Origin of the sequence: Pseudomonas sp. PDM21 (assembly GCF_014852505.2) — a bacterium.
Classification (GTDB): domain Bacteria; phylum Pseudomonadota; class Gammaproteobacteria; order Pseudomonadales; family Pseudomonadaceae; genus Pseudomonas.
Genome location: NZ_CM181223.1, coordinates 1544138 through 1568480 on the forward strand (window position 1 = coordinate 1544138; position 24343 = coordinate 1568480).

Below are 24343 nucleotides of genomic sequence, written 5' to 3' on the forward strand. Positions count from 1 at the left end.
ACGATGGCCACCCAGGAACGCAACTGGACCCGTGAGGCGATCCGCATCATCGAGGCGGATTTCCAGCGCAGCGCCGATACCCACCTGATCCCCCTGGACATGCCCGGCCTGCCGGGCGTGGACCTGTACTTCAAGGACGAGTCGAGCCACCCCACCGGCAGCCTCAAGCACCGCCTGGCACGCTCGTTGTTCCTCTATGCGCTGTGCAATGGCTGGCTGAAGCCGGGCGCGCCAGTGATCGAGGCGTCCAGCGGCTCGACGGCGATCTCCGAGGCGTACTTCGCGCGACTGCTCGGCCTGCCCTTCATTGCCGTGGTGCCGGCCAGCACCTCGAAGGAGAAGATCGCGCAGATCGCCTTCTACGGCGGCCAGGCGCATCTGGTCGATGACCCGACGCAGATCTACGCCGAGTCCGAGCGCCTGGCGAAGGAAACCGGCGGCCACTTCATGGACCAGTTCACCTACGCCGAGCGCGCCACCGACTGGCGGGCGAACAACAACATCGCCGAGTCGATCTTCCAGCAGATGCGTCACGAGCGCTTCCCCGAGCCTTCGTGGCTGGTCTCCAGCCCCGGCACCGGCGGCACCCTGGCGACCCTGGGGCGCTTCGCCCGTTATCGCCGGCATGACACCCGCGTGCTCTGCGCCGACGCCGAACGCTCGGTGTTCTTCGAGTCTTACAAGACCGGTGACCGCGACCTGACCCTGAGCTACGGCTCGCGCATCGAAGGCATTGGCCGCCCCCGTGTGGAAGCGTCCTTCCTGCCCAACGTGCTCGACGCCTGCTGCAAGGTGCCGGACGACCTGTCGCTGGCGGCCATGCACTACCTGGCCCGGCGCCTGGGCCGGCATGTCGGCGGCTCCAGCGGCACCAACCTGATCGGCGCGCTGCTGGTGGCGCGGCAGATGGTGGCGCGGCGCGAGAGCGGCTCGGTGGTGGCGATCCTCTGCGACAGCGGCGAGCGCTACGAGACCACCTACTACAACCCGCTGTGGCTGATTTCCCAGGGCTTCGACCTCGACCCGCTGATCGAGGCCGTGCGTCAGTGCGCCGAGCACGGCGCGGCGCTGCCCGGCGATCTGCCCTGCATCGGGCTGGACTGATCCCATGGAGGGACGCATGAAAACCATCGGCCTGATCGGCGGCATGAGCTGGGAATCGACGATCCCCTACTACCGGCAGATCAACGAACGCATCAAGGAGCGCCTGGGCGGTCTGCACTCGGCGAAGGTCGCGCTGTACAGCGTGGACTTCCACGAGATCGAGCGCCTGCAGCATGCCGGTGACTGGGACGCCGCCGGCCGTGTGCTGGCTGACGCGGCCCGTTCGCTGAAGGCGGCAGGCGCGGACTTCCTCGTGCTCTGTACCAACACCATGCACAAGGTGGCGCCGGCCATCGAGGCGGCGGTGGATATCCCGCTGCTGCACATTGCCGATCCGACGGCCGAGGCGATCCGCGCGGCGGGTGTTTCCACGGTCGGCCTGCTGGGCACGCGCTTCACCATGGAGCAGGCGTTCTACAAGGATCGCCTGGTGGAGAAGTTCGGGCTGAAGGTACTGACGCCGAACGAAGCCGAGCGCCAGGTGGTGCACCGGATCATCTACGAGGAGCTGTGCCTGGGGCGGATTCGCGACGAGTCGCGGGAAGAGTACCGGCGCATCATCGCTGCGCTGGTGGAGCAGGGCGCGGAGGCGGTGATCCTCGGCTGCACGGAGATTTCCCTGCTGGTCGGTCCGGCGGATGCCTCGGTGCCGCTGTTCGACACCACGGCACTGCATGCCCTGCACGCGGCCGACGCGGCCATTTGAGGAGAACTCACAGCATGAGCTTCATCAGCCTGAGGGTGCGTGCGGCGTTCATCATGCACGGCTACGACGAGCAGAACCGCGAGGTGATCGAGCAGGTCGCGGACCCGGACTTCGTCGAGAAGCTGGTGCGCATCGAGCGCATCCAGTCGATCAGCGAGAAGTACGTGCTGGTGACCGCCAGCGATGGCCGGCTGGCGTACTGGGAATACGACGGGGAATTCGCCGTGCTGAAGGCGCGGCTGGTGGCGGCGGGTTTACTGGTCTGACGCCGCTCTGTCGGGCGCATAACGAGCCAGCGTTATCCGCCCTGCGGTCTGAGCCTCACCGGCGGCGATCAGTCGCCGCTGGAGCCGCCCGGATAGGCGCAGCCGCGCATGACCTTGTTGTCCAGGCGCAGCTCGGCGGACAGGTTGCTCAGTGCGCCGCTCATGCTGTCCTGGCAGCGTGCCGGAGCGACCCACAGCTCGACCTTCTCGCCGTTGGCCTCGCTGGAATAACTGGTGCTGCCGTCAGGCACGCCTTCGGCGATGTACGGCAGCGCCAGCGACTCCTTGCCCGGCTGCTCGATCAACATGCCCTGGCTGTTCACCAGCACGCTCCAGCCCGGCTCGTTGCCGTGGGCGCGGACCACCGCGTGCTTGAAGTTCGGGTCGTCGCAGCCGGAACCTTCGTTCTGCAGGCGATAGACCTTGGCCACTTCCAGCTTGCCGTCGGTGCCCTGGGCGCTGCTGCCGCTGAAGCTGCCGCGCAGGTCGGCGTACAGCGAGGTCGCGCCGTCGTTGAACATTTCCAGCGCATCGCGGGGCAGGCCGGTATTGCCGGTGTCCTCGATACTGAAGCGGCGTTGCTCGGTGCAGCTGCGGAACACCAGCTTGCCGTCCTGGCGGGTCAGTTCGCCCTGCAGGCGAGTGGAGGCGTTAAGATCGGTCTTGTTCGGCGTCCACACCTGGCAGGCGGCGAACAGGGGCAGCAGGCTGAACAGAATGAAACGGCTGGATCGCATGGAACGGGCTCCCTCGAAAGTGCGCCCACGTTACCCAGCGAAGCCGGCCACCTCAAGCTGACACGGAGGATTTCGGATGATTCGTTGCAAGCGCGCCTATGAACCGGCGGCGAAGGAAGACGGCCCGCGAGTGCTGGTGGACCGCCTGTGGCCGCGGGGGATTCGCAAGGAAGACCTGCACATGGAACAGTGGGCCAAGGAGGCGTCGCCGTCCAACGAACTGCGCCAGCGCTTCCACCACGATCCGAGCTTGTTCGAGGACTTCCGCAAGGCTTACCACAGCGAGCTGAATGCCCATCCGGAACACTGGATGGGTCTGCTGGACCTGGCACGCAAGGGCCCGCTGACGCTGCTCTATGCGGCCAAGGACGAGGAACACAACAACGCGCAGGTGCTGGCGGAGTTTCTGGAAGACGAGCTGGAGAAGCAGGGCGAGGGCAGTTCCCCGGTCTGCTATGCCGGCAAGACCGAGTAGGGGGCTTGCTCGCGAGCCAAGCGAAATCGTCACCGGAGTCGTAGGGCGGATAACCTGCTCCAGGTTATCCGCCCTACGAGGGCGTCCCGTTACCAGATCTTGTACACCTGCCCGCTCTGCTTGCCTTCCACACTGCGGGCGAAGCCCAGCGCGGCGTCGGCGGCCGGCACCGGCTTGAAGCCGCGGAAGAACGGGCCGTAGCCTTCCATCGATTCCACCAGCACGTTCGGGCTCACCGCGTTGATCCGCTGGCCGCGCGGCAGTTCCAGGGCAGCGCTGCGCACGAAGCCCTCGACCGCACCGTTGACCAGGCTGGCCGAACTGCCCAGCACGATGGGCTGTTCGCTGAGGATACCGGTGGTGAGGGTGAAGGAGGCGCCGTCGTTGGCATACTGGCTGCCGATCAGCACAAGGTTCACCTGGCCCATCAGTTTGTCCTTCAGTCCCACGGCCATTTCCGCCTCGCCCATTTCCGCAAGCGCGCCGAAATGCACCTTGCCGGCGGCGCTGATCAGCGCATCGAAGCCTCCGACCTGTTCGAACAGTGTGCGGATCGAGGCGCTGTCGGTGATGTCCACGCGATAGTCGCCGCTGCTGCGGCCGACGCGGATGATTTCGTGGCGCTGGCCCAGTTCGTTGGCGACGGCCTGGCCGAGGGTGCCGCTGGCACCGATCAAGATGATTTTCATGAAGGCTCCGAAGGGATTTGGCTGAAGACGGCTTCAGAGTAGAGTGGTCTCCTGTTTAGATAATCACGCCAATCGATAACCTTTGGTTTTCATATGGAAACAATCGCCAGCGACCTGGAAGACCTCTCCGCCTTCGCCGTGCTCCTCGAATGCGGCAGTTTCACCCGCGCAGCGGAGAAGCTCGGCTGCAGCAAGGGCCAGCTGTCCAAGCGGATTTCCGCGCTGGAGCAAGCCTTGGGGGCGACGCTGGTGCACCGCACAACCAGACGTCTGTCACTGACCGCTGCGGGTGCCGCGCTGTTGCCCGAGGCCCAGGCGCTCAACGCCCAGGCTGCGCGGGCGCGGCAGGCGGTGCTGGCATTGCAGGAGGAGGCGCAGGGCAAGGTGCGGCTGAGCGTGCCGGTGTCGCTGGGTGAGACCTTCTTCGATGCCTGGCTGATGGAGTTCTCCCGCCAGTACCCCGACATCCGCCTGGAACTGGACCTGTCCAACGAACGCCGCGACCTGGTGGCCGACGGCTTCGACCTGGCGATCCGCTCCGGCAGCCTGGCGGCGGACGAGCGCCTGGTGGCGCGGCCGCTGTTCGCCCTGCAGGAGCTGACCTGCGCCACGCCGGACTACCTCGCCGAGCACGGCGTACCGGAAGTGCCGGCGGAGCTGGCTGGGCATTCCTGCCTGCAGAACACCCATTATCAGGACAGTGAGGTCTGGCTCTACCAGCGCCACCACGAACTGTTCCGCGTGACGGTGAGCGGCCTGCTGGCTAGCAACCACTACACCCTGCTGAAGAAGGCGGCGCTGGCGGGCGCGGGGATCAGCCGGCTGCCCTCCTATATGATTCAGCAGGAATTGGCTGAAGGCAGTCTCGTCTGGCTGCTGCGCGACTACCAGACCCGGACCCAGCCGGTGTTCCTCATTCACGCCTACCAGAGCCGCTTGCCGCGCCGCACGCAGCTGCTGGCGGACTACCTGCTGCGCTGGTTCGAGCGCAGCCGGATGCAACTGGTCGCCCTGGAAGGCTGACGGCTTTCAGTAAATTCATTCAGTCGTTCAGCTTCGTTCAGCATTGGTTCAGAGAGGGTTCAGGGGGAGTTCAGGGACCGATCGTTAGGCTTTCACCATCACTTTTGAGAGCCTTCCGAGGTCAACACCATGAACCGTCCCACTCTGCTTCTGACTGCCCTGTTTGCCAGCGCCGCTCTGCTGAGCGGCTGCGCTTCCAACCTGTCGGGTTCTTCCTACTCCCGTGCTGACGCCCGCGCCGTGCAGAACGTGCGCATGGGCACCATCGAATCGCTGCGCCCGGTACAGATCGAAGGTACCAAGACGCCCATCGGCACCCTGGCCGGCGCGGCAGTCGGCGGCATCGCCGGCAACTCCATCGGCGGCGGTCGCGGCAAGGCCATCACCACCATTCTCGGCGGCGTCGCTGGCGGCGCGGCGGGTTCTGCGGTGGAAGAGGGCATCACCCGCACCCAGGGCGTTGAAATCGTGGTTCGGGAGGATGACGGCGGCACCCGCGCCTATGTCCAGGCGGTGGATGCGAACCAACAGTTCCGCATCGGTGATCGCGTTCGCATCATGACCGTCAACGGCGCCAGCCGCGTCACCCTCTGAACGGAGGACGCCCCATGCGCCGCCTGTTGATCGCCGCGCTGGCCCTGCTCGGCTGTGGCATCGCCATGGCCGACGACGGGAGCTTCTGGTACCTGCAGACCAGCGTCTACACCACCCACTGGAATCACGATCCGGACCACAACAACCACCAGGAGCTGATTGGCCTGGAGCGCAACCGTGCCGATGGCGTGGTCTGGGGCGGTGCGACCTTCAAGAACTCCTTCAGTCAGCGTTCCAACTATGTCTACGCCGGCAAGCGCTTCGACTGGGAAGGCACGCCTTTCTACGCCAAGGTCACCGGCGGCGCGTTGCAGGGCTATCGCGGCGAGTACCGCGACAAGATCCCGCTGAACCACCTGGGCGTCGCACCGGCGATCATTCCTTCGGTCGGCGCGCACTTCGGGCCGGTCGGCGCCGAACTCGTGGTGTTGGGCAATGCCGCCGCGATGGTCAACGTTGGCTTACGCTTCTGATACTTCCGACAGCCGAAATGCAACGGGCCGCGATGAGTGTTCATCGCGGCCCGCGTCGTTTCTGAAGGAAGAAAGCGTCAGGCAGTGACGTCCTTCAGCGACTTGTCCAGGCAGTCGATGAAGAGCTCGGCATGTTCCTGCTCGAAGGCCAGCAGCGGACGGATCTTCAGGATGTTCTCCAGGGGCCCGGCGGCGCTGATCAGCACGCCGCGCTCGCGCATGCCGTTGACTACCTGGCGGGTCTGGTTGGCGGCGGGAGACTTCGACGCGCGGTCGGTGACCAGTTCGACGCCGAGGAACAGGCCCGCGCCGCGTACGTCGCCGATCAGTTCATGGCGCTCGGCCAACTGGCGGATGCCGTCGGCGAGGAAGGCGCCGATGCGCTGAGAGCGCTCCTGCAGTTTCTCGTCGCGGATCACGTCGAGCACTGCCTGGGCCGCCGCGCACGACACCGGGTTGCCGCCGAAGGTGTTGAAGTAGCGCACCTCGCGGCCGAAGCTTTCGAGGATTTCCGGGCGCACCACCACGCCGGCGATGGGCTGGCCGTTGCCCATGGGTTTGCCGAGGGTGACCAGGTCCGGCTGCACGCCGTGGCGCTGGAAGCCCCACATGGCGTCGCCGGTGCGGGCGAAGCCGCTCTGCACTTCGTCGGCGATATACAGCAGGCCCTCGTCCTGGGCGACCTTCACGGCTTCGGCGAGGAAGCCGGCCGGGCCGGCCAGCACGCCGTCGCTGGCGAAGATGCCATCGAGCAGCAGCGCAGCGGGTTTGATGCCGTGGGCGCGCATATCGGCGATGGCAGCGCGCACGTCGGCGGCGAACCGTTTGCCGACGTTTTCCGCACCCAGCCGGTAAGCGTCTGGCGCAATCACGGTGCGCGCGTGGGCGGGGAGGGTGATGCCGGCGCCGAGGGACGGCGACAGCTCGGAAATGCTGCCGGTGACGCCGTGGTAGGCGAAGCGGGTGATGATCACCCCGGTGCCGCCGGTGTACTGGCGGGCGATGCGAAGGGCGAGGTCGTTCGCCTCGCTTCCGGTGCAGGTGAACATCACCTGGTCCAGGCCGTCGGGGAAGGTGGCGAGCAGGTCTTCGGCGTAGTCGAGGATGCCTTCCTGCAGGTAGCGCGTGTGGGTGTTCAGCACTGCCGCCTGGCTGGCGATGGCTTGCACCACACGCGGATGGCAGTGGCCGATGGAGGCAACGTTGTTGTAGGCGTCGAGGTAGCGGTTGCCTTGATTGTCGTAGAGCCACACGCCTTCGCCGCGCACGGTGTGCAGCGGGCGCTCGTAGAACAGCCGGTAGGCCGGGCCGAGCAGGCGCGCGCGGCGTTCGATGAGGCGGCGCTCCTGTTCGCTCAGGCGCTCGGCGTCGGCGGCGCTGAATCCGTTGGGCATGGTCATGGGCGGGGCTCCTGTTGATTCGCGCTTGAAGGGGCGCAGGCGGCGGCGATCTGCTCCTGCGCCTGCTCCCGGCTTAGGCCGGCCAGGCCCTGCAGGCTCTGCCAGGCGTGGCGGGTGTTGCGCAGGATGTAGTCGCGGTTCTCGGGGTGCAGGCTGGCGCGCCAGGCGGTGATGCTCAGGGTCATGATCAGCCGTGTGGCGATCAGGTCGGGGAGGATTTCCTGTTCCTCGGCCAGCAGCGGGCAGCGGCGATGGTAGGCGGCGATCATCTCGCAGGCGGTGGCCAGCGGGGCGTCCGGCTCGCCCACCTGGTAGGCGGCGGCGACGCCGAGGTCGTTGATCAGAGGGGCGTGAACCATGTCGCCGAAGTCGAGGATGTTGCGCACCTGGTCCGGGTGCCGCGCGTCGACGATGACGTTGTGCGGGTTCAGGTCGTTGTGGATGACCTGGGCGCGCAGCGTCGCCTGGCGGGGCAGGGCGTGGCGCTCGAAGTTGTCGAGGAAGCGCTCGACCAGAGCGCGTTGTTCCTGATCCTGGATGTAGACCAGCAGGTTGCGCAGGCGCGAGGCGTGCTTGAGGTCCCAGAGCAGTTCGTGGCCGGCGGTGGCCGGGTGCTCGAAACCCTTGAGCGCCAGGCCCAGGCGGGCCAGGTCGTCGCCCAGGTTCTCGCGCAGGGCACGGCTGCGTTGCGCGACACGGTGCAGCGGGACACCGTCGACGAAGGAGAACAGCCGGGCAATCATCGGCTGACCGTCGACGACCAGGGGAATCTGGTGCTCGCCGTTCAGCGAGGGGTAGACGCGCTGTACCGCCAGGGTCGGGTCCTGCGCTTCGACGCGGAGCAGGGCACGGGTCTGGAAGTCCACGACCTGCGGGTCTTCCAGCGGGTGGGAGAGCTTCAGCAGGCGGTCGTCGCCATGGCCGTGGGCGATGTGGAAGTTCAGGTCGCGCTCGCCGGCGAGGCGGTGCAGCGTGCCGTGCTGGCCGAAGTATTCCTCGGCGATGGCAGCGGCCTGGGCGTCGCTCACCTGGGCGGGGGCCGCTTCCAGCAGGTGGTCGTGGACGGGAGCGGTATTGAGGGGCACGGGTACTTCTCCAGCAGAGATAACGGGTCCAGCAGAGATAACGGGTCCAGCAGGGATAACAGGTCCAGCAGAGATAACAGGTCCAGCAGGGTTCAGCGGTACAACGGTATTGCGGTGTTTCAGTGAGGTGGTTGCTCCCGCCCGGCGCGGGGCCGGGCGGGAGTCGCCGGTGTTACTTGCTCGCCCAGGCGTTGAAGCGCTGTTCCAGTTCCTCGCCGTGGTCGATCCAGAACTCGGTGTCCATGGCGCGCGCGTTTGCCAGGTTCTGCGGCGCGGTGGGCAGCTTCGGCGCGATGGCCGGGTCGATCAGCGGGATGGTGTTCTTGTTGGTCGGGCCGTAGGGAATGTTCTCGGCGAAGACCTTCTGGTGCTCGGGCTTGTTGGCCAGCGCGATGAACTGCTCGGAGAGCTCCTTCTTCGGGCTGCCCTTGACTATGGCCCAGTGGTCCAGGTCGTAGATGCTGCCGTCCCACTGCATGGCGAAGTCGCGGCCTTCCTTCTGCGCGGTGGCGACGCGGCCGTTGTAGGCGCTGGTCATCACCACGTCACCGGCGGCCAGCCACTGCAGCGGTTGCGCACCGGCTTCCCACCACTGGATGTACGGCTTGATCTCGTCGAGCTTCTTGAACGCCCGGTCCACGCCTTCCTTGGTGCCCAGCACCTTGTACAGGTCGGCCTGTTTCACACCGTCGGCTTCCAGGGCGAACTCCAGGGTGAACTTGGCGCCGCGACGCAGGCCGCGCTTGCCGGGGAATTTCTTCACGTCCCAGAAATCGGCCCAGCCGGTAGGCGCGCTGGCGAGCTTCTTGGCATCGTAGGTGAGCACGGTGGACCAGATGAAGATGCCCACGCCGCAGTCGCTCACGGCGGCGTCGAGGAAGTCCTCGCGCTTGCCCAGCTTCGACCAGTCGAGCTGCTCGAACAGGCCTTCGCTGCAACCGCGCATCAGCTCCGGGGATTCCACCTCGACCACGTCCCAGCTGGTCTTGCCGGTGTCGGCCATGACCTTGATCTTGGCCATCTCGCCGTTGTACTCGGCGCCCTGGACGGTGACCTTGGCCTGCTGCTCGAAGGGTTTGTAGAAGGCCTTTTCCTGGGCCACCTTGTTGTCTCCACCGAAGGACACCACGGTGAGTGTTTCGGCGTGCAGCTGGGCGGCGCCGCCGGCCAGCATCATCAGTGCTATGGCTTTCTTGAACATGCGATGACTCCTGAGCGGGCCAATCCGGCCCATGAATAAGAGGGCAGCTTCAAGAGTGGGGCGCTGCGCCAGGCCAAGCTGAAGGGCCGGCTGATACGCCCTCGGACATCAGGGAGAGGAACGGGCGGAATGGGTGAGGTCGATCATGGGAATGTGCTCCGTTTCTTGTTGTTGTTCGGATAGCTCGATGTAGGACCAAGCTGAGCCGATTAAAACACCTTCCAAAACATGATGCATCATGTTTTTATTGGCGCCATCGCTTCACGGATGTTCACAGATCGCGCGCCCCGATGGATGGCGCAGACAGCGGCTCAGACTTGAGAGGGAAGCACCATGAACCAGACCCGCACCCTGCTGCTCACCGGCGCCAGCCGGGGCATCGGCCATGCCACGGTGAAGCACTTCAACGCCGCCGGCTGGCGTGTGTTCACTGCCTCGCGCCAGGACTGGAGCGCCGAATGCCCCTGGGCCGAAGGGCTGATCAACCACATCCACCTGGACCTTGAAGACATCGACAGCGTGCAGGCCAGTCTGCCGATGATCCGCGAGAAGCTCGGTGGCAGCCTGCATGCGCTGGTGAACAACGCCGGCATCTCGCCCAAGGGCCCGGAAGGCGAGCGCCTGGGCGTACTGGGCAGCGACTACGGCACCTGGCTCAAGGTGTTCAACGTCAACCTGTTCTCCACGGCGCTGCTGGCGCGCGGGCTGTTCGACGAACTGAAGGCGGCCAAGGGCTCAGTGATCAACGTCACCTCCATCGCCGGCTCCCGCGTGCATCCGTTCGCCGGTGCCGCCTACGCTTGCTCGAAGGCCGCGCTGGCGGCGCTGACCCGCGAGATGGCCCACGACTTCGGCCCGCACGGCGTGCGCGTCAACGCCATCGCGCCGGGGGAGATCGACACGGCGATACTGTCATCGGGCACCGAGCTGATCGTCGAACGCGACATTCCCATGCACCGCCTGGGCAAGCCGGAGGAGGTCGCCTCGCTGATCCACTTCCTCTGCACCAGCGGCGCGTCCTACGTGAATGGCGCGGAAATCCACGTCAACGGCGGCCAGCATGTGTGATCCCGCTGGCATCCAGCGCGCTCAATCCGCATCATGCGCGCCGGAAATGCCGCAGCACGCGATGAGAAAGCGATGAACTACCCGATCGAAGGCCTGAATCACTCCTACCTTGGCAGCGGCGTCTACGCGCTGCTGCGCGAGGCTTTGATCACCGGTCGCTTCAAGCCGGACGACCGCCTGCGTATCCGCGACCTGGCCCAGCAGCTGGGCACCAGCGTCACCCCGGTGCGCGACGCCATTCTGCAACTGGCCAAGGAACAGGCGCTGGTACTGAAGACCCCGCGCGACATCCGCGTGCCGTTGCTCACCCGCGAGCAGTACCTGGAAATCCGCAGCATCCGCGTGGCGCTCGAAGGCCTGGCCGCCGAGACCGCCGCCGAGCGCGCGAGCGACGGGCAACTGGACGAGCTGGAAGCCAACATCCGCGAGAACCTCGATGCGATCCACGCCGATGACCTGGAGTTGGCGCTCAAGCTCAACCAGGCCTTCCACTTCGCCCTGGCCGATATCGCCGGCATGCCGCTGCTGCGCGCCTTCCTCGACAGCCTGTGGATGCGCACTGGCCCGCTGATCGCCCAGGCCTACGCCGACTTCAGCGAGCGCATGGCCATCGAACACCACTGGGACGTTCTGCGCGCCCTGCGCGAACGCAACGGCGCCGCGGCCCGCGAGGCGATCCATGCGGACCTGCTGGATGGCAGCGAGAAGATGCTGGAGTTCATTGCTCAGACTGAAGAGCCGGAGCAGGAAGCGGGCTGAGCCTTATTGCTCCCTGTAGGAGCGGGCCACGCCCGCGACCGCGTGCATGGCACGCTCCTACAGGTTCGGCTCCGATGTCGGGGCCACCCGTAGGGCGAATAACCCGGAACGGGTTATCCGCCTGCACGGGACTTCGACTCTTATCCACGGTCCGGCAATAGGCCGGCGCTCCTACCCCGGCTGTGACGGGATTTCGCGGAGAAGCTCCGCTCCCGCAAGAAGCAAAAAATCAGACCGCCCCATCCTTGCGCAGCGCCGCGATGGCCGCTGCGTCGTAACCCAGTCGACTCAGCACCTCATCCGTATGTTCCCCCAGTTTCGGCCCGATCCACTCGGCGCTGCCGGGGGTGTCGGAGAGCTTGGGGACGATCCCCGGCATGCGGAAAGACTTGCCGTCCGGCAGCTTGGCCGAGAGGAACATCTCCCGCGCGAGGAATTGCGGGTCGGCGAACATGTCCTCGGCGGAGAAGATGCGGCTGGCCGGCACCTCGGCTTCGGTGAGCACCTTGAGCACGGTATCCAGCGATTCGGAGCGCACCCAGCGGTCGATGATGCCGTACAGCTCGTCGCGCCGTGCGTCGCGGCCGTCGTTGCTGGCCAGGGTGGGGTCTTCGGCGAGGTCGAGGCGGCCGATGGCGGTCATGAAGCGGCGGAAGATGGCGTCGCCGTTGGCGGCGATCTGCACATGCTTGCCGTCGGCCGTGGTGTGCACGGAGGAGGGGGTGATGCCGGGCATGATGTTGCCGGTGCGTTCGCGGATGAAGCCGAATACGTCGAACTCCGGAACCATGGATTCCATCATGGCGAATACCGCCTCATAGAGCGCCACGTCGACCACTTGCCCGGTGCCGCCGTTCACTTCGCGGTGACGCAGCGCCATCAGCGCGCCGATCACACCCCACAGCGCGGCGATGGAGTCGCCGATGGAGATGCCGGTGCGCACCGGCGGGCGGTCCTCGAAGCCGGTGATGTAGCGCAACCCGCCCATGGACTCGCCCACCGCGCCGAAGCCCGGCTGGTCCTTGTAGGGGCCGCTCTGGCCGAAGCCGGACAGGCGCACCATCACCAGCTTCGGGTTCAGCGCGTGGATCACGTCCCAGCCCAGGCCGAGCTTCTCCAGCACGCCGGGGCGGAAGTTCTCGATCAGGATGTCCGCTTCGGCCAGCAGCTTCTTCAGCACCTCGCGGCCGGACTCGTGCTTGAGGTTCAGGGTCAGCGAACGCTTGTTGCGCGCCTGCACGAACCACCACAGCGACGTGCCTTCGTAGAGCTTGCGCCACTTGCGCAGCGGGTCGCCGCCATCGGGCGACTCGACCTTGATGACTTCGGCGCCGAATTCCGCGCACAAGCGCGAGGCGAAGGGGCCGGCGATCAGGGTGCCGAGTTCGATGACCTTGAGGCCGGCGAGGGGTTTGGCGGTGCTGTTCATCGGTCTGTCCGATCAGAGAGGAATCGCCGGACTCTAACGCTTGTGCGCCGCTTCGAACAGGCCGCCGGGCAGACGCCTGGCAACGGTGCTTTGCGCCGACCTTTGGCGCGCGTAGAGTAGCGACATTCAGGGATGTTTCTGACTTCAGCCCGCCGGTTTTCGGACAGGTATACCGTGATGCGCTCGCCCACTTCCAGACAGCCCCTTGGCTTGGCGGCATTCCCCGACGAATGCGCGCAGGCGGGTGGCGAGGGGGCTGCATGACGTTGAACCTGCCGACGCTGGTAGTCGTCGACCTGTATGTGCTGACCCTGGTCGGTGTGCTGATGGCTTTCGCCTGGCACAGCGGCCGCCGCGACCCCACCCTGGGCTATATGAGCGCCGCGCTGCTGCTGGGAGCCGTCGGCACCTTGCTCGCTACTTTGCGCGGCATGGGCATCGACTGGGTGGCGATCCTGCTGGGCAACGTTGTCCTGCACCTGTGTTCGGCCATGACCTGGACGGCCATGCGGGTGTTTGCCGGACGCAAGCCGAATTGGCCGCTGATCGGCGCAGGCGCGGTGGTCTGGGCGCTGCTCTGCCTCGTCCCGGCCTTCTATGAATCCCTCGCGGCGCGGGTGCTGGTCAGCACGGCGATCACCATCGTCTATTGCCTGGCGTCCATCGCCGAACTCTGGCGCAGCCGCCTCAAGCTGGAAGTGGAGCTGCGCCCGACCCTGGCGCTGCTGATCTTCCACACGCTGGTCTACGGCGTGCGTCTGGTGGTGGATCGCGGCATGCCGTTCCAGAGCGTGGCGGACAATGGCCAGGGCTCGACCTTCTTCACCTTCCTGGTCTTCGAGACCATGCTGTTCGCCATCGGTATTGCCTTCGCCACCCTAGCGATGGTCAAGGAGCGCGCCGAGCTGCAGTTCCGCAGCGCCGCCCTGAGCGACCCGCTGACCGGCGTGGGCAACCGCCGTGCCTTCATGGAGACCGGCGAGCGCCTGCTGCGCCTGTGCGTCGAGCGCGGCGAACAGGCCTCGTTGCTGCTCTGCGACCTGGACAACTTCAAGCGGCTCAACGATTCCTTCGGCCATCCTGCCGGCGATCGCGTGCTGGTGGAGTTCAGCCGCATCACCGCCTCGCGGATGCGCAAGCACGACCAGTTCGCCCGCATCGGTGGGGAAGAGTTCGCCTGCCTGCTGGTGGCCGCCGATACCGAAGGCGCCTGCCAGGTCGCCGAGCGGGTGCGCCGCGAGTTCGCCGAACTGCCGTTCATGGCCGAGGGCCAGCTCAGCGTCAGCATCGGCATTGCCACCACGCGTGAGGCCGGGCATGACCTGCTGCGCCTGCTGTCGTTGGCCGACCAGGCGCTCTACGCCGCCAAGGCCAAGGGCCGCAATCGCATCGAACTGGCCGCGCCGGAGCCGGGAGCCGACCGGCGTCCACGGACATAAGGCACGGCGCCCGTGCTTTCGCGGTAGACTTGCCGCCTTCGAAAATTCGCCGGGAACCCCCATGGCCCTGTCCGCCACGCCCTACAAAGCCGATATCAGCCTGACCGACCTCGACCGGGGGGTCTACGAGACCCTGCGCTTCACCGTCGCCCGCCATCCCTCGGAAACCGAGGAGCGCCTGGCGGTGCGCCTGCTCGCCTACGTCATCTGGTACAACGAGCAGCTGGCCTTCGGCCGCGGCCTGTCGGACGTGGAGGAACCCTCGCTCTGGGAAAAGAGCCTGGACGACCGCGTGCTGCACTGGATCGAAGTCGGCCAGCCCGACGCCGACCGCCTGACCTGGTGCTCGCGCCGCTGCGAGAAGCTGACCCTGGTCGCCTACGGCAACCTGCGCGTGTGGACCACCAAGGTGCTCGACACGGTGCGCCACCTGAAGAACCTCAACGTCGTCGCCATGCCCCAGGAGGCGCTGGAGGAAATCTCCCGCGACCTGCCGCGCTCGATCAACTGGACCGTGATGATCAGCGAAGGAACCATCTTCGTGACCGACGAGCGCGGCCAGCACGAGCTCCAGGTGGAATGGCTGATGGGCGAGCGCTGATCGCTCGTTGTACCTGCTGTAACCAGGGCGCCGGGATCGGCGCCTGAATGAATCGACTGGAACACCCATGCGCATCGAATCCCGCCCCCTCCCGCCAACCCTGCCCAACCTGGGCGACCTGCCGCCGCTGCTGACCCGTCTCTACGCCGCCCGTGGCGTGCAGAGCGCCGCCGAGCTGGACAAGGGGCTGGCGCGGCTGATCCCGTACCAGCAGCTCAAGGGCGTGGACGCGTCGGTGGAGCTGCTGGTCGATGCGCTGGAAAAGGGCCAGCGGATTCTCTATGTCGGTGACTTCGACGCCGACGGCGCCACCGCCAGCAGCGTCGGCGTGCTGGCGCTACGCATGCTCGGCGCGGCATGGGTCGATTACCTGGTGCCCAACCGCTTCGAGTACGGTTACGGCCTGACCCCGGAAATCGTCGCGGTGGCACTGGAGAAACGCCCGGAATTGCTGGTCACCGTGGACAACGGCATCTCCAGCATCGACGGCGTCGCCGCTGCCAAGGCCGCCGGCCTGCGCGTACTGGTCACCGACCACCACCTGCCGGGGGCGGAACTGCCCGCCGCCGACGCCATCGTCAACCCGAACCAGCCCGGCTGCGACTTCCCCAGCAAGGCCATGGCCGGCGTTGGCGTGATCTTCTACGTGATGCTCGCCCTGCGCGCCCGCCTGCGTGAGCGCGGCTGGTTCGCGGCTCGCGGCATCGCCGAACCGAACCTCGCCGAACTGCTTGACCTGGTGTCCCTGGGCAGTGTCGCCGACGTGGTGCCGCTGGATGCCAACAACCGCATCCTGGTGCACCAGGGCCTCGCGCGCATCCGTGCCGGCCGCGCCCGTCCTGGCCTGCGTGCGCTGCTGGAAGTGGCCGGGCGCGATTGCCGGCGGATCACCTCCACGGATCTGGGTTTCATCCTTGGCCCGCGCCTGAACGCCGCGGGACGCCTGGACGACATGTCCCTGGGGATCGAGCTGCTGCTCTGCGAGGACGAAAGCGTCGCCCGCGACATGGCGGTGCAGCTCGACCAGCTCAACCAGGATCGCAAGGCCATCGAGCAGGGCATGCAGCGCGAGGCGCTGGCCCAGCTCAAGGAACTGCCGGTGGAGGAGATGCCCTTCGGCCTGTGCCTGTTCGACCCGGAATGGCACCAGGGCGTGATCGGCATTCTCGCTTCGCGCCTGAAGGAGCGTTATCACCGTCCGACCATCGCCTTCGCCGATGCTGGAGACGGCACGCTCAAGGGCTCGGCGCGTTCGGTGCCGGGCTTCCATATCCGTGACGCGCTGGACGCCGTGGCCGCTCGCCATTCGGGGCTGATCAGCAAGTTCGGTGGCCACGCCATGGCTGCAGGCCTGTCGTTGCCGCAGGAGAACTTCGGTGCTTTTGCCGCCGCTTTCGACGCCGAGGTGCGCCGCCAGCTGGATGAAGAAGACCTCACCGGCCGCCTGCTCTCCGACGGCCAGCTGGGCGCTGAGGAGTTCCACCTGGAACTGGCGCGCGCCCTGCGCCAGGCCGGGCCCTGGGGCCAGCATTTCCCCGAGCCCCTGTTCCACGGCATCTTCCAGATCGTCCAGCAGCGTGTGGTCGGCGAACGTCACCTGAAGCTGGTGCTCAAGACCGAATGCGGCTCGCTGCAACTGGACGCCATCGCCTTCAACATCGACCGCGAAATCTGGCCGAACCCTACCGTGCGCTGGGCGGAAGTGGCCTACAAGCTGGACGTCAACGAGTTCCGTGGTAACGAGACCGTGCAGCTGATGGTCGCGCATATCGCGCCGCGTTGATCCGGCTTCACGCCTGCGCGCTCAACTGCTCTCACTCGGGCTGGTTAGGAGCTTTCGGTGCTTCGCCTTCGGTATTCCAGCGTCGCTTCGGCGTACGCGCGAGCTTCTGGTTTCGCCCCCTCGGGCGAGCCCCTTTTGGCAAACGTCGGATAGCCGCCCTCCCAAAAGGAACCAAAAGGTCTTGCCCCGGACATCCGGTTTTTCGCTTGGGGCGAAAAATCCCCTCGTTGAACCGAAGTTTCAGGGGCCCGCCGCGAAGGGCCATCCCTGGCCCATCGCGGCTCTCGCGACATCCATGTCGCTCAACCCCTGAAACTGCGCTTCAACGAGGCCTCCTGAACGGGGCCGTCCGGAGTGCGCGGACGTTTCTCTGGATGCTCTCAGGATCAAAAGCGCAGCTCAGATGCCTTTGATCTCGCTCGGATCGACCTCGACCATGTACCCCGGCCCGACGTCGAAGAGGATGTAGAAATCCCCGCTCGGCCGCTTGAAGGTCAGGCTGGAGTCCGCGCCCAGCTTGCCGGGGATCAGCACCTGGTTGTCGCTGCTCATCACGTCCAGGGTCACGCCCGGCGCGGCGCTGCCGTCGGTGAAGCCGCCGACGCAGCGGATGGTCTGCGCATCCAGTGCCGTGCATTCGCAGAAGGGCGCGTGGGCCAGGGCGCTGGCGCTGGCGCTCAGGCCGAGCAGCACCGCAGTGAACTTGAGGATCGCTTTCATCGGTTGCTCCGGGTCTCTTCCAGCCAGGCCACCAGCGAGGGCGAGGCTTTGTCCAGGGGGATCTGCGCCTGGTGCACGGCGCCGTCCCAGCCTTCCACGGTCAGCCACAGCTCATCGGCCGGGGTGACTCGGGCGGGGATTGTGACCTCGGCGAACTGCTGGTGGCGCGCACCGGCGAACAGCCCGCCGGCGGCGCGCAGGCTGCGTGGTTGGCCGATGCGCAGGTAGGCGGCTTTCACCTGGGGGTAACAGCTGTCGCAGAAGACCAGGGTGAATGCCTTGACGAAGCCGGCGCGGCCTTCGTCCTCAGGCTCGCCCACTTCCCATTCGGCCATGCGCGCGGTCCACGGGCCGACCTGTACGGCGCCGATCTCGCGCTCGCCCAGGCCGCGCGAACCGCGGTCCAGTCTGGCGTCATGGAAGTACTGCGGCATGAAGCCCAGCGGGATCAGCACCAGCAGGGCACTGAGGTGGAATCGCCAGCGCAGCCACTGGCGGCGCAGCTTGCTGTTGCCGCTCATTGGCTGGCCTCCGGGGTGGCTGCGACGCGGATCCGCTCGCGGGCCTTCTGCTTTTTCAGTTCCTTGGCGGTGGCGATCAAGGTGCGCTTGCTCCAGATCATCAGGCCGCTGAGTACCATCATGCTGAGGATCAGGCCGAACACGAACCAGATCAGCTTGACCCACACGCCGCCGAAATCGCCGGTGTGCAGTGGGCGCATGGACTCGGTGACGAACTCCAGGCCCGAGCGGTCGCCCAGCAGGCGGGTCGAGGCCACGCTGCCGTCATAGGGGTTCACCTGCGCGCTTTCGAACATCAGCGGATACCAGGCCTTGCCGAAGATGGTCACCGGGTCGTAGGCGCTGGAGGGCAGGCGGAAGAAGTTCGGTTCGAAGCCGGGAATGCGCTGCTGGGCAACCAGCACGGCGGCGTCCAGGCCGATGCGCGGCGGCGCCTTGCCGTCTGCGCTCACGGGGATGCTGTCGCGCTGGATGATGGTCGGCACGCCCTCGCTGGAGATGGAGATGCTGTTGTCGAACAGCGTCGCCTGGATCAGGAACCAGGTGCCGGTGATGGAGATCACCGCGATGAACCAGATCGACCAGATGCCCATCAGCCGGTGCATGTCGCCCCAGAAGATGCGCGCGCCCTGGCGCAGGCGCAGGGTCGGCTTGAGGAAGCCGCGCCAGAAGCGCTTGTACACCACAAGACCGGTGACCAGCGACGCCAGCATCGGCAGGCCGAGCAACGAGACCAGGTACCAGCCCCAGCTGAAGCCGTGGCTGAACGGCACCAGCCACCAGCCGTGCAGCGCGCGGGTGAACTGACGGAAGTCGAACAGCGGCATCTTGCCCTGGATGATCCCTGTGTAGGGGTTCACGTAGAGCATGGCGGTAGCGCTGTCCGGATAGGTCACGCTGACCCGCAGCGCGAAATGCGTTTCGGAGGGCGCGCTGATGATGCGCACGGCGGCCTGCGGTTGTTGCTGGGCCATGGCCGCGAGCACTTGGTCGTAGCCCAGGCGCTGGGCGTCATCGTCTGGCGGGTTTGCACGCACGGAGGGGTCGGCGAGCCAGATGATTTCCTGGCTCACGGTGGCCAGGGTGCCGGTGATGCACACCAGGAACACGAAGAACCAGATGGGCAGGGCCAGCCAGCTGTGGACCAGGAACCAGAGCCTGGAGCGGGATTTCTTGGACATGGGAATCACGGCCACACAAAAGGGGACAAAGGAAAAGGCCCCCCGCCGGACAGGGCCGACGAGGCGCGAAGACACCAAAGGAGCAGCGGTGTTCTAGGAATAAGGACGGATGAGATCGAAAAACCGGCCATGTGCAGTTGCAAATAAATGTTTCGGCGCCGGTTTCCCGGCCTTTTCGATTTCTTTACACAATTTCTGTGCGTGTTTTTCGCGGCTCATCCGTCTTGTTATGTGAAAGCGATCGATTCGCAACGGATGCGAGCGACGTTTCTTTCGAGTAGTGCCCCAGACAGGAGAATCCCCCGCATGAACGTTTCCCTTCGCCAGCCCGTGCTGCTGGCCCTGGCGCTGAGCTGCGCGCCATTGGCCAACGCGGACTACCTGTGGCTGGAGCGCAATGCAGGCCAGAGCGCGAGAAGCTATTTCAGCGAAGTGCAGCCCGGCGAGCACCTGCCGGTGGCCCAGTTGCAGAACCCCCGCGTCGTGCTGGGCGATGGCAAGACCGCGCCAATGCAGGCTGGCATCGACTCCTTCGAGATTGCCAGCGCTCCGGCAGGCGACATTCGGGTCGCCGCCCAGCGGGCCGAGGGTGGCACTTTGACCATCTATCAGGCGCGCGAGGGAAGGACCGAAACCCGGGCGCAGAATGATCTTGAACTGGTGCCCACCACGCCCGGCGGCAACACCTTCGCCCTGCACTGGAAAGGCACTGTGGTGCCGGCCTCGCAGGTCAACGTGTACACCTCCGAGCAGTGGACCCGCAGCCTGAAGCCGGCGGCGGACGGCACGGTGACCCTGATCACGCCGTTCCCGGCGCGCTACGTGCTGGAGGTCTCCGCCCAGGTCAATGGCGGCGCCAGCATCGAGGGCAAGCGCTATGACAGCGTGATCCATGTTTCCACACTGTCTTTCGAGGTGCGCCCATGAGAGTTGCGATGAAGGTCAGTACCCCGCCACAGCCGCGTCTGCCGCGCCCGGCCCGGCAACTGCTGGAGCACGCCGGCCTGCGCAGCAGCCTGCCACGGCTGAATATCCTCGATGCGCTGGTGATCTGCGGCAAGGCGACCGCGGTCGAACTGCACGCCTACCTGGAGGAGCCGGGCCTGCCCATCTCCCTCAGCTGCGTCAGCCAGACCCTGCGTCGGCTGCACCTCTCCGGCCTGCTCGAACGCGACGCGAGCAAGCGCTACAGCCTGGCCCCCGGCGCCGTGGCCGCCATGGGAAAGTCCAACGAGCTGCACTGACAGCGGCGATGCTCCCTGTAGGAGCACGCCATGCCCGCGATCGCGCGCATGGCGCGCTCCTACAAGGGGGCTGGCGTTTCCGTCCGCTTGCAGGGGGCCCGGCTGCGACGGAGCCACCTATCATCTGGGCCTATCCTTAGGCGATCCCGGTCTACAGTTGTAGGACAAGATCTGAAGACCAGAGAGGGAGTGCCACCATGAGCCAGTTGTTCGAGCCCCTGACCCTGCGCCAGCTGACCCTGTCCAACCGCATTGCTGTTTCCCCCATGTGCCAGTACTCCGCCCAGGACGGCCTGGCCAACGACTGGCACCTGGTGCACCTGGGCAGCCGCGCCGTGGGCGGCGCGGGTCTGGTGATAGTCGAGGCCACGGCGGTCGCCCCGGAAGGGCGGATCAGCGCCGAGGACCTGGGCATCTGGAATGACGAGCAGGTCGAGCCGCTACGGCGCATCACCCGCTTCATCGAATCCCAGGGCGCGGTGGCCGGCGTGCAGCTGGCCCATGCGGGACGCAAGGCGAGCACCTGGGCGCCGTGGCTGGGCAAGCACGGCTCGGTGCCGATCAGTGAAGGCGGCTGGACGCCGGTGGCGCCCTCGGCCATCGCCTTCGACCCGCAGCACACCGCGCCCATCGCCCTGAGCGAAGAGCAGATGGCTACCATCAAGCACCAGTTCGTGCGCGGCGCCGAGCGCGCCCTGGCCGCCGGCTTCAAGATCGCCGAGGTGCATGCCGCCCACGGCTACCTGTTGCACCAGTTCCTCTCGCCGCTTTCCAACCAGCGCCGCGATCAGTACGGCACCTGCTTCGAGAACCGCATCCGCTTCCTTCTGGAAGTCACCGAAGCCGTACGCGCGGTCTGGCCGCAGGAGCTGCCGCTGTTCGTCCGCCTGTCCGCCACCGACTGGGTGGAGGATGGCTGGAACCCCGATGAGACCGTGGAGCTGGCGCGCCGCCTGAAGAACCTGGGCGTGGACCTGATCGACGTGTCCTCCGGCGGTACCGCGGTGAACGCCGAAATTCCCGTGGGGCCGGGCTACCAGACGCAGTTCGCCGAGCGGGTGCGCAAGGAGGCGGGCGTCGCCAGCGGCACCGTGGGCATGATCACCGAGCCAGTGCAGGCCGAGCACATCCTGCGCACCGGGCAGGCCGACCTGATCCTGTTGGCCCGCGAACTGCTGCGTGATCCCTATTGGCCACTGCATGCCGCCGATGAACTGGGTGGCCAGCAGGTGCCGTGGCCGGCGCAGTACCTGCGCGCCGCGCAACGCGGTACGCCCAAGCGCAAGGCCTATGGGCAGGTTTGACGCCCGAGCGGGGCACGCGGGCCAGCACCGCGTGCCCCTACCTTTCCCTCCCACCGATGAGACAGGCGCCAGCGCGCGGGCTTACGGCTGATCGCTTCCTTTTGCCGAGAACAGCGCCGGACGGAGCGGGGTGGTGAACGGGCGATGCTCTTCGTCCCGCTCCGTCGTCACTGGCGTGCGCTCCACGCTGTCGATGTTCCAGCCGCCGGCTTCGTGCCTGAGCAGGTAGGCCAACGGAACGCCTCCCCTGAGAACACGTTCCGGGCCCTTGCGGCCAAGTGCGTAGAGGGAGACTTCATAGGTGTCGATCTCTCCGCTCTCGCCTCGGCTGGCAGGTACCAGGCGTGCATAGTTGAGCACCGGGGAGTCTGCCAGACGGCCCAGTGCGCGCTCACCCAGCTCGGCGTCGGTGTAGAGCGGGTAATGGATAGGGGAGGACGGCGTGCTGAGGTCGATCACCTGGAGAAACCCATAGCGCTGCCAGTCGCCGACGCCGAACAGGCCGGCGCCGGGGCTGGCCAGTACCTGGTAATGCTTGTTCGGCAGGTCGATGGCCAGCAGCCGGGCGTTGCGCATGTCTAGCCGGGGGAAGTTGCCCCAGGGCGTGGCGACCGCATTGAAACGCGTCCGGCCCGAGACTACCCAGGCGGACTCCCCGGCGGTCTGCAGGTAGACCGGCGCGTTCTTCAGCTCGCTGCGGTACTCGGTCCCGGTCTTCGACGCCTGCTGGGTGTAGCTGGAACTCAGCACGCTGATGGAAACCTGTTCGCCGCTCCAGAGACTCTCGACGGCAGCGCTCAGGCTTTCATGGGGGGCGGCCTGGGCGAGTGGCAGTGCGCCCAGTAGGGAAAGCGCCAGGCACAATCGGCCTGACCAGTGAGTGAAGGACATGGGGGGCTCGCGATCGGGGGAAAGGTTCAACGGCGCGCCGCCTGGACGAACACCGGGCCCCAGAGGGGATGGCTCGCTTCGGCGGTTCCCAGGTGGAAGGTCGGGTCGATCTGCAGGGCACGGTCGAAGGCGAAGCGGCATTGGATCGGCCGCTCGGTGACGCAGTAACTGAACGCGAGGTACTTGAGCGCCTTCAGCTGTACCTGGGTATCGCCGGCCCAGAGGGGCGGCGAGAGGAACTGTTCCTCGGCCAGGTAGTAGTGTCCCGTCTCATACAATCGCAGGCCGTCGGCGAATGTGCTCTCGGCGTTGGCCTGGGTGTCGTTCACGGGTGGCGCAGGCAGTACATCGAGGTGGCTTCGGCAGCCTGATGCCAGCGCCAGAAAAGCGACCAGCAGTGGGGCCGACAGAGTGTGCAGAGTCTTCATGGGGCTGTCCGTACACGGAAAAAGGAGTCTGCCGGCGCTCACTGGAAGCTGTGCTGCAGCGTCACCGACTGACCGGTGACTATCTGCACTTTCTGGCTGTAGCTGGGCAGGTCGGGGTTGCGCAGTTCGACGGTGTGGATACCGGGTGGCAGTTGCAGCTTTAACAGCGGTGGACTGATGCCGCGCTGGCGGCCGTCGATCCAGACTTCAGCCCACGGCTGCACGGCGACGATCAGCGTGCCGACCGGGACAGGCGCCAGTGTGCTGCGCGGTTTGGTTGGGCTGGCCGGTTTCGCGCCGGTGATGGTCACGGCGCGGGTGAGCACCGGGGAAGCCTTCTGCTCCTTGATCGCAGACGAAGCGGGCGCTGGCCGCTTGTGCTCCGCGTGTTTCTGAGCCGGAATCGCTGCTGGAGAGGGGCTGGTTGCAGGTGCAGGAGGCGGTGCTGCAACGCTCTGCGTGGCGGGCGCTGCTTGCCTGAAGGTGTCGGGTGAGAGCTGACGGTCATAAGCCGCTGGGTCGGGCAGTTGGCCAGCGATTGAAGACAGCTCCGGCTCGTCCTCCATGGGCTCCTGGGTAAGGGACACGGTGCTTTCCGCCGGGTTGTCGGTGAGCTGCGTTTGCGCAGGAGTCCGGTGGCTTGCCTCGTGGCCTGTGGGAGGGACGACGGTGTCGTCGAATGCTCCGGCCTTCCACAGCGCCACCAGCAGCGCACAGGCGGCAACGCCGACGATCAGCAACCCGCTCGCGATTGGTCCCGGTATGCGCCGGGGGGCGCTGGCCGCTGGCATAGCTTGGGGTGGCTGCTGCGGCGAGGTCTGAGCAGATGGCCGAGCGGGGGGCGGTGAAGAAACCGCAGGGCGCGGCATCACGGTGTACGCGGTACCCGGACCGTCCCAGGAGCTCAGGGGCTCGACGGGAGCCGAGCCAGCGCGCTCAGTACCCGAAGGCGTCCGGGTGTCATGGGGGCGGGAAGCTTTCGAGGTGGATTCCATCGGGCGGCATCTTCAAGGGGGTAAAGAAGAGGCCTGGCCCTCGTGCTGGTAGCGTGTTGCCGTGCACGACGAGAAGCAGGCATTCAATGTTCGAAAAATGGCCGCGGATCATAGAAAGCCGATTTCCACGGCTCAAATGCGCTGGGTGGTTTCCGTCGCCGGCGTGGGGATTTGAGGATCAGGTCGCGCTTTGCGGCAGCTTCCGGAGCGCCGCTCCAGGAGGTGTG

The 24343-nt window shown here is 66.3% G+C and carries 27 protein-coding genes; 15 read left to right on the forward strand and 12 right to left on the reverse strand.

From position 1 onward, the window contains the following. Positions 1–3 precede the first annotated feature (3 nt). From IB275_RS07320 to IB275_RS07330, 3 genes are read left to right on the forward strand one after another with little or no spacing between them, the layout of a single operon-like run. Positions 4–1104, forward strand: a complete 1101-nt coding sequence (locus tag IB275_RS07320; RefSeq protein WP_192210072.1) for a PLP-dependent cysteine synthase family protein — start codon at positions 4–6, stop codon at positions 1102–1104. A 16-nt stretch (positions 1105–1120) separates the two neighbouring features. Beyond that, on the forward strand, positions 1121–1810 hold the full coding sequence (locus IB275_RS07325) for an aspartate/glutamate racemase family protein (protein WP_192289550.1): 690 nt from the start codon (positions 1121–1123) through the stop codon (positions 1808–1810). A 14-nt stretch (positions 1811–1824) separates the two neighbouring features. After that, positions 1825–2076: a hypothetical protein gene (locus IB275_RS07330; protein ID WP_081517755.1), complete on the forward strand. Its 252-nt coding sequence runs from the start codon at positions 1825–1827 to the stop codon at positions 2074–2076. A gap of 68 nt (positions 2077–2144) precedes the next feature. Here IB275_RS07330 and IB275_RS07335 read toward each other — a convergent pair whose 3' ends face one another. Further along, a complete protein-coding gene (locus IB275_RS07335) occupies positions 2145–2813 on the reverse strand; it encodes a COG3650 family protein (protein ID WP_192289548.1) in 669 nt (222 codons plus the stop codon). Between the two features lie 76 nt (positions 2814–2889). Between IB275_RS07335 and IB275_RS07340 the strand changes: the two genes are divergently transcribed. Beyond that, positions 2890–3288: a DUF488 domain-containing protein gene (locus tag IB275_RS07340; RefSeq protein WP_192289546.1), complete on the forward strand. Its 399-nt coding sequence runs from the start codon at positions 2890–2892 to the stop codon at positions 3286–3288. An 89-nt stretch (positions 3289–3377) separates the two neighbouring features. Here the strand turns inward: IB275_RS07340 and IB275_RS07345 are convergent, their stop codons facing one another. Beyond that, entirely contained in the window at positions 3378–3977 is a 600-nt protein-coding gene (locus tag IB275_RS07345; protein WP_192289544.1) for a short chain dehydrogenase, read from the reverse strand. Positions 3978–4070: 93 nt separating this feature from the next. Here IB275_RS07345 and IB275_RS07350 point away from each other — a divergent pair, with 93 nt between their 5' ends. The 3 genes from IB275_RS07350 to IB275_RS07360 all read left to right on the forward strand — a co-directional run bounded on the left by IB275_RS07350 (position 4071) and on the right by IB275_RS07360 (position 6067). Beyond that, positions 4071–5000 carry a LysR family transcriptional regulator gene (locus IB275_RS07350; RefSeq protein WP_192289542.1) on the forward strand — a complete coding sequence of 310 codons (930 nt, stop codon included), beginning with the start codon at positions 4071–4073 and terminating at the stop codon, positions 4998–5000. Between the two features lie 129 nt (positions 5001–5129). Continuing rightward, on the forward strand, positions 5130–5594 hold the full coding sequence (locus tag IB275_RS07355; protein ID WP_081517759.1) for an outer membrane lipoprotein: 465 nt from the start codon (positions 5130–5132) through the stop codon (positions 5592–5594). A 14-nt stretch (positions 5595–5608) separates the two neighbouring features. Next, positions 5609–6067: a sn-glycerol-3-phosphate transporter gene (locus IB275_RS07360; protein ID WP_192289540.1), complete on the forward strand. Its 459-nt coding sequence runs from the start codon at positions 5609–5611 to the stop codon at positions 6065–6067. 77 nt (positions 6068–6144) lie between these two features. Here IB275_RS07360 and IB275_RS07365 read toward each other — a convergent pair whose 3' ends face one another. The 3 genes from IB275_RS07365 to IB275_RS07375 form a co-directional block, all read right to left on the reverse strand. Further along, positions 6145–7467, reverse strand: coding sequence for an aspartate aminotransferase family protein (locus IB275_RS07365; protein WP_192289538.1), 1323 nt, complete (start codon positions 7465–7467; stop codon positions 6145–6147). Beyond that, a complete protein-coding gene (locus tag IB275_RS07370) occupies positions 7464–8552 on the reverse strand; it encodes a phosphotransferase (protein ID WP_192289535.1) in 1089 nt (362 codons plus the stop codon). Before IB275_RS07370 ends, IB275_RS07365 begins: the two co-directional genes overlap by 4 nt. Before the next feature lie 172 nt (positions 8553–8724). Then, a complete protein-coding gene (locus IB275_RS07375; RefSeq protein ID WP_151186205.1) occupies positions 8725–9753 on the reverse strand; it encodes an ABC transporter substrate-binding protein in 1029 nt (342 codons plus the stop codon). A gap of 333 nt (positions 9754–10086) precedes the next feature. Between IB275_RS07375 and IB275_RS07380 the strand changes: the two genes are divergently transcribed. Together IB275_RS07380 and IB275_RS07385 are read left to right on the forward strand one after the other, a co-directional pair. Further along, positions 10087–10821 carry an SDR family NAD(P)-dependent oxidoreductase gene (locus IB275_RS07380; RefSeq protein ID WP_045209895.1) on the forward strand — a complete coding sequence of 245 codons (735 nt, stop codon included), beginning with the start codon at positions 10087–10089 and terminating at the stop codon, positions 10819–10821. A 72-nt stretch (positions 10822–10893) separates the two neighbouring features. Continuing rightward, positions 10894–11580 carry a GntR family transcriptional regulator gene (locus IB275_RS07385; protein ID WP_192289533.1) on the forward strand — a complete coding sequence of 229 codons (687 nt, stop codon included), beginning with the start codon at positions 10894–10896 and terminating at the stop codon, positions 11578–11580. A 229-nt stretch (positions 11581–11809) separates the two neighbouring features. Here IB275_RS07385 and IB275_RS07390 read toward each other — a convergent pair whose 3' ends face one another. Further along, positions 11810–13009, reverse strand: a complete 1200-nt coding sequence (locus tag IB275_RS07390) for a CaiB/BaiF CoA transferase family protein (protein WP_192289531.1) — start codon at positions 13007–13009, stop codon at positions 11810–11812. Between the two features lie 260 nt (positions 13010–13269). Between IB275_RS07390 and IB275_RS07395 the strand changes: the two genes are divergently transcribed. From IB275_RS07395 to recJ, 3 genes are all read left to right on the forward strand, one after another. Continuing rightward, positions 13270–14448: a GGDEF domain-containing protein gene (locus IB275_RS07395; RefSeq protein ID WP_192289529.1), complete on the forward strand. Its 1179-nt coding sequence runs from the start codon at positions 13270–13272 to the stop codon at positions 14446–14448. 61 nt (positions 14449–14509) lie between these two features. Beyond that, positions 14510–15049 (forward strand): YaeQ family protein, encoded by a 540-nt coding sequence (locus IB275_RS07400; protein ID WP_192289527.1) that lies wholly within the window; start codon positions 14510–14512, stop codon positions 15047–15049. 67 nt (positions 15050–15116) lie between these two features. Next, a complete protein-coding gene (gene recJ / locus IB275_RS07405; RefSeq protein ID WP_192289525.1) occupies positions 15117–16832 on the forward strand; it encodes a single-stranded-DNA-specific exonuclease RecJ in 1716 nt (571 codons plus the stop codon). Between the two features lie 399 nt (positions 16833–17231). On the opposite strand, the gene IB275_RS07410 is transcribed toward recJ, so the two are convergent. The 3 genes from IB275_RS07410 to IB275_RS07420 are packed head-to-tail and all read right to left on the reverse strand — an operon-like array spanning position 17232 to position 19254. Further along, positions 17232–17552, reverse strand: a complete 321-nt coding sequence (locus tag IB275_RS07410) for a hypothetical protein (RefSeq protein ID WP_192289523.1) — start codon at positions 17550–17552, stop codon at positions 17232–17234. Continuing rightward, the gene (locus tag IB275_RS07415; RefSeq protein ID WP_192289521.1) at positions 17549–18073 is read right to left on the reverse strand and encodes a PA2404 family protein; all 525 of its coding nucleotides are present in this window, start codon (positions 18071–18073) and stop codon (positions 17549–17551) included. Before IB275_RS07415 ends, IB275_RS07410 begins: the two co-directional genes overlap by 4 nt. After that, the gene (locus IB275_RS07420; RefSeq protein ID WP_192289519.1) at positions 18070–19254 is read right to left on the reverse strand and encodes a PepSY-associated TM helix domain-containing protein; all 1185 of its coding nucleotides are present in this window, start codon (positions 19252–19254) and stop codon (positions 18070–18072) included. Before IB275_RS07420 ends, IB275_RS07415 begins: the two co-directional genes overlap by 4 nt. 306 nt (positions 19255–19560) lie before the next feature. On the opposite strand from IB275_RS07420, the gene IB275_RS07425 reads away from it, so the two are divergent. The 3 genes from IB275_RS07425 to IB275_RS07435 all read left to right on the forward strand — a co-directional run bounded on the left by IB275_RS07425 (position 19561) and on the right by IB275_RS07435 (position 21802). Continuing rightward, on the forward strand, positions 19561–20181 hold the full coding sequence (locus IB275_RS07425; RefSeq protein WP_192289517.1) for a hypothetical protein: 621 nt from the start codon (positions 19561–19563) through the stop codon (positions 20179–20181). Between the two features lie 8 nt (positions 20182–20189). Further along, positions 20190–20498 (forward strand): transcriptional repressor, encoded by a 309-nt coding sequence (locus IB275_RS07430; RefSeq protein ID WP_192289515.1) that lies wholly within the window; start codon positions 20190–20192, stop codon positions 20496–20498. A 197-nt stretch (positions 20499–20695) separates the two neighbouring features. After that, entirely contained in the window at positions 20696–21802 is a 1107-nt protein-coding gene (locus tag IB275_RS07435) for an NADH:flavin oxidoreductase/NADH oxidase (RefSeq protein WP_081517775.1), read from the forward strand. An 81-nt stretch (positions 21803–21883) separates the two neighbouring features. On the opposite strand, the gene IB275_RS07440 is transcribed toward IB275_RS07435, so the two are convergent. Genes IB275_RS07440 through IB275_RS07450 form a run of 3 tightly spaced genes read right to left on the reverse strand, consistent with a single transcriptional unit; the run spans position 21884 to position 23861 of the window. Next, on the reverse strand, positions 21884–22693 hold the full coding sequence (locus IB275_RS07440; protein ID WP_192289513.1) for a hypothetical protein: 810 nt from the start codon (positions 22691–22693) through the stop codon (positions 21884–21886). 26 nt (positions 22694–22719) lie between these two features. Beyond that, a complete protein-coding gene (locus IB275_RS07445; protein ID WP_192289511.1) occupies positions 22720–23121 on the reverse strand; it encodes a TssQ family T6SS-associated lipoprotein in 402 nt (133 codons plus the stop codon). A gap of 38 nt (positions 23122–23159) precedes the next feature. Continuing rightward, positions 23160–23861, reverse strand: a complete 702-nt coding sequence (locus IB275_RS07450) for a PEGA domain-containing protein (RefSeq protein ID WP_192289509.1) — start codon at positions 23859–23861, stop codon at positions 23160–23162. Between the last annotated feature and the right edge of the window lie 482 nt (positions 23862–24343).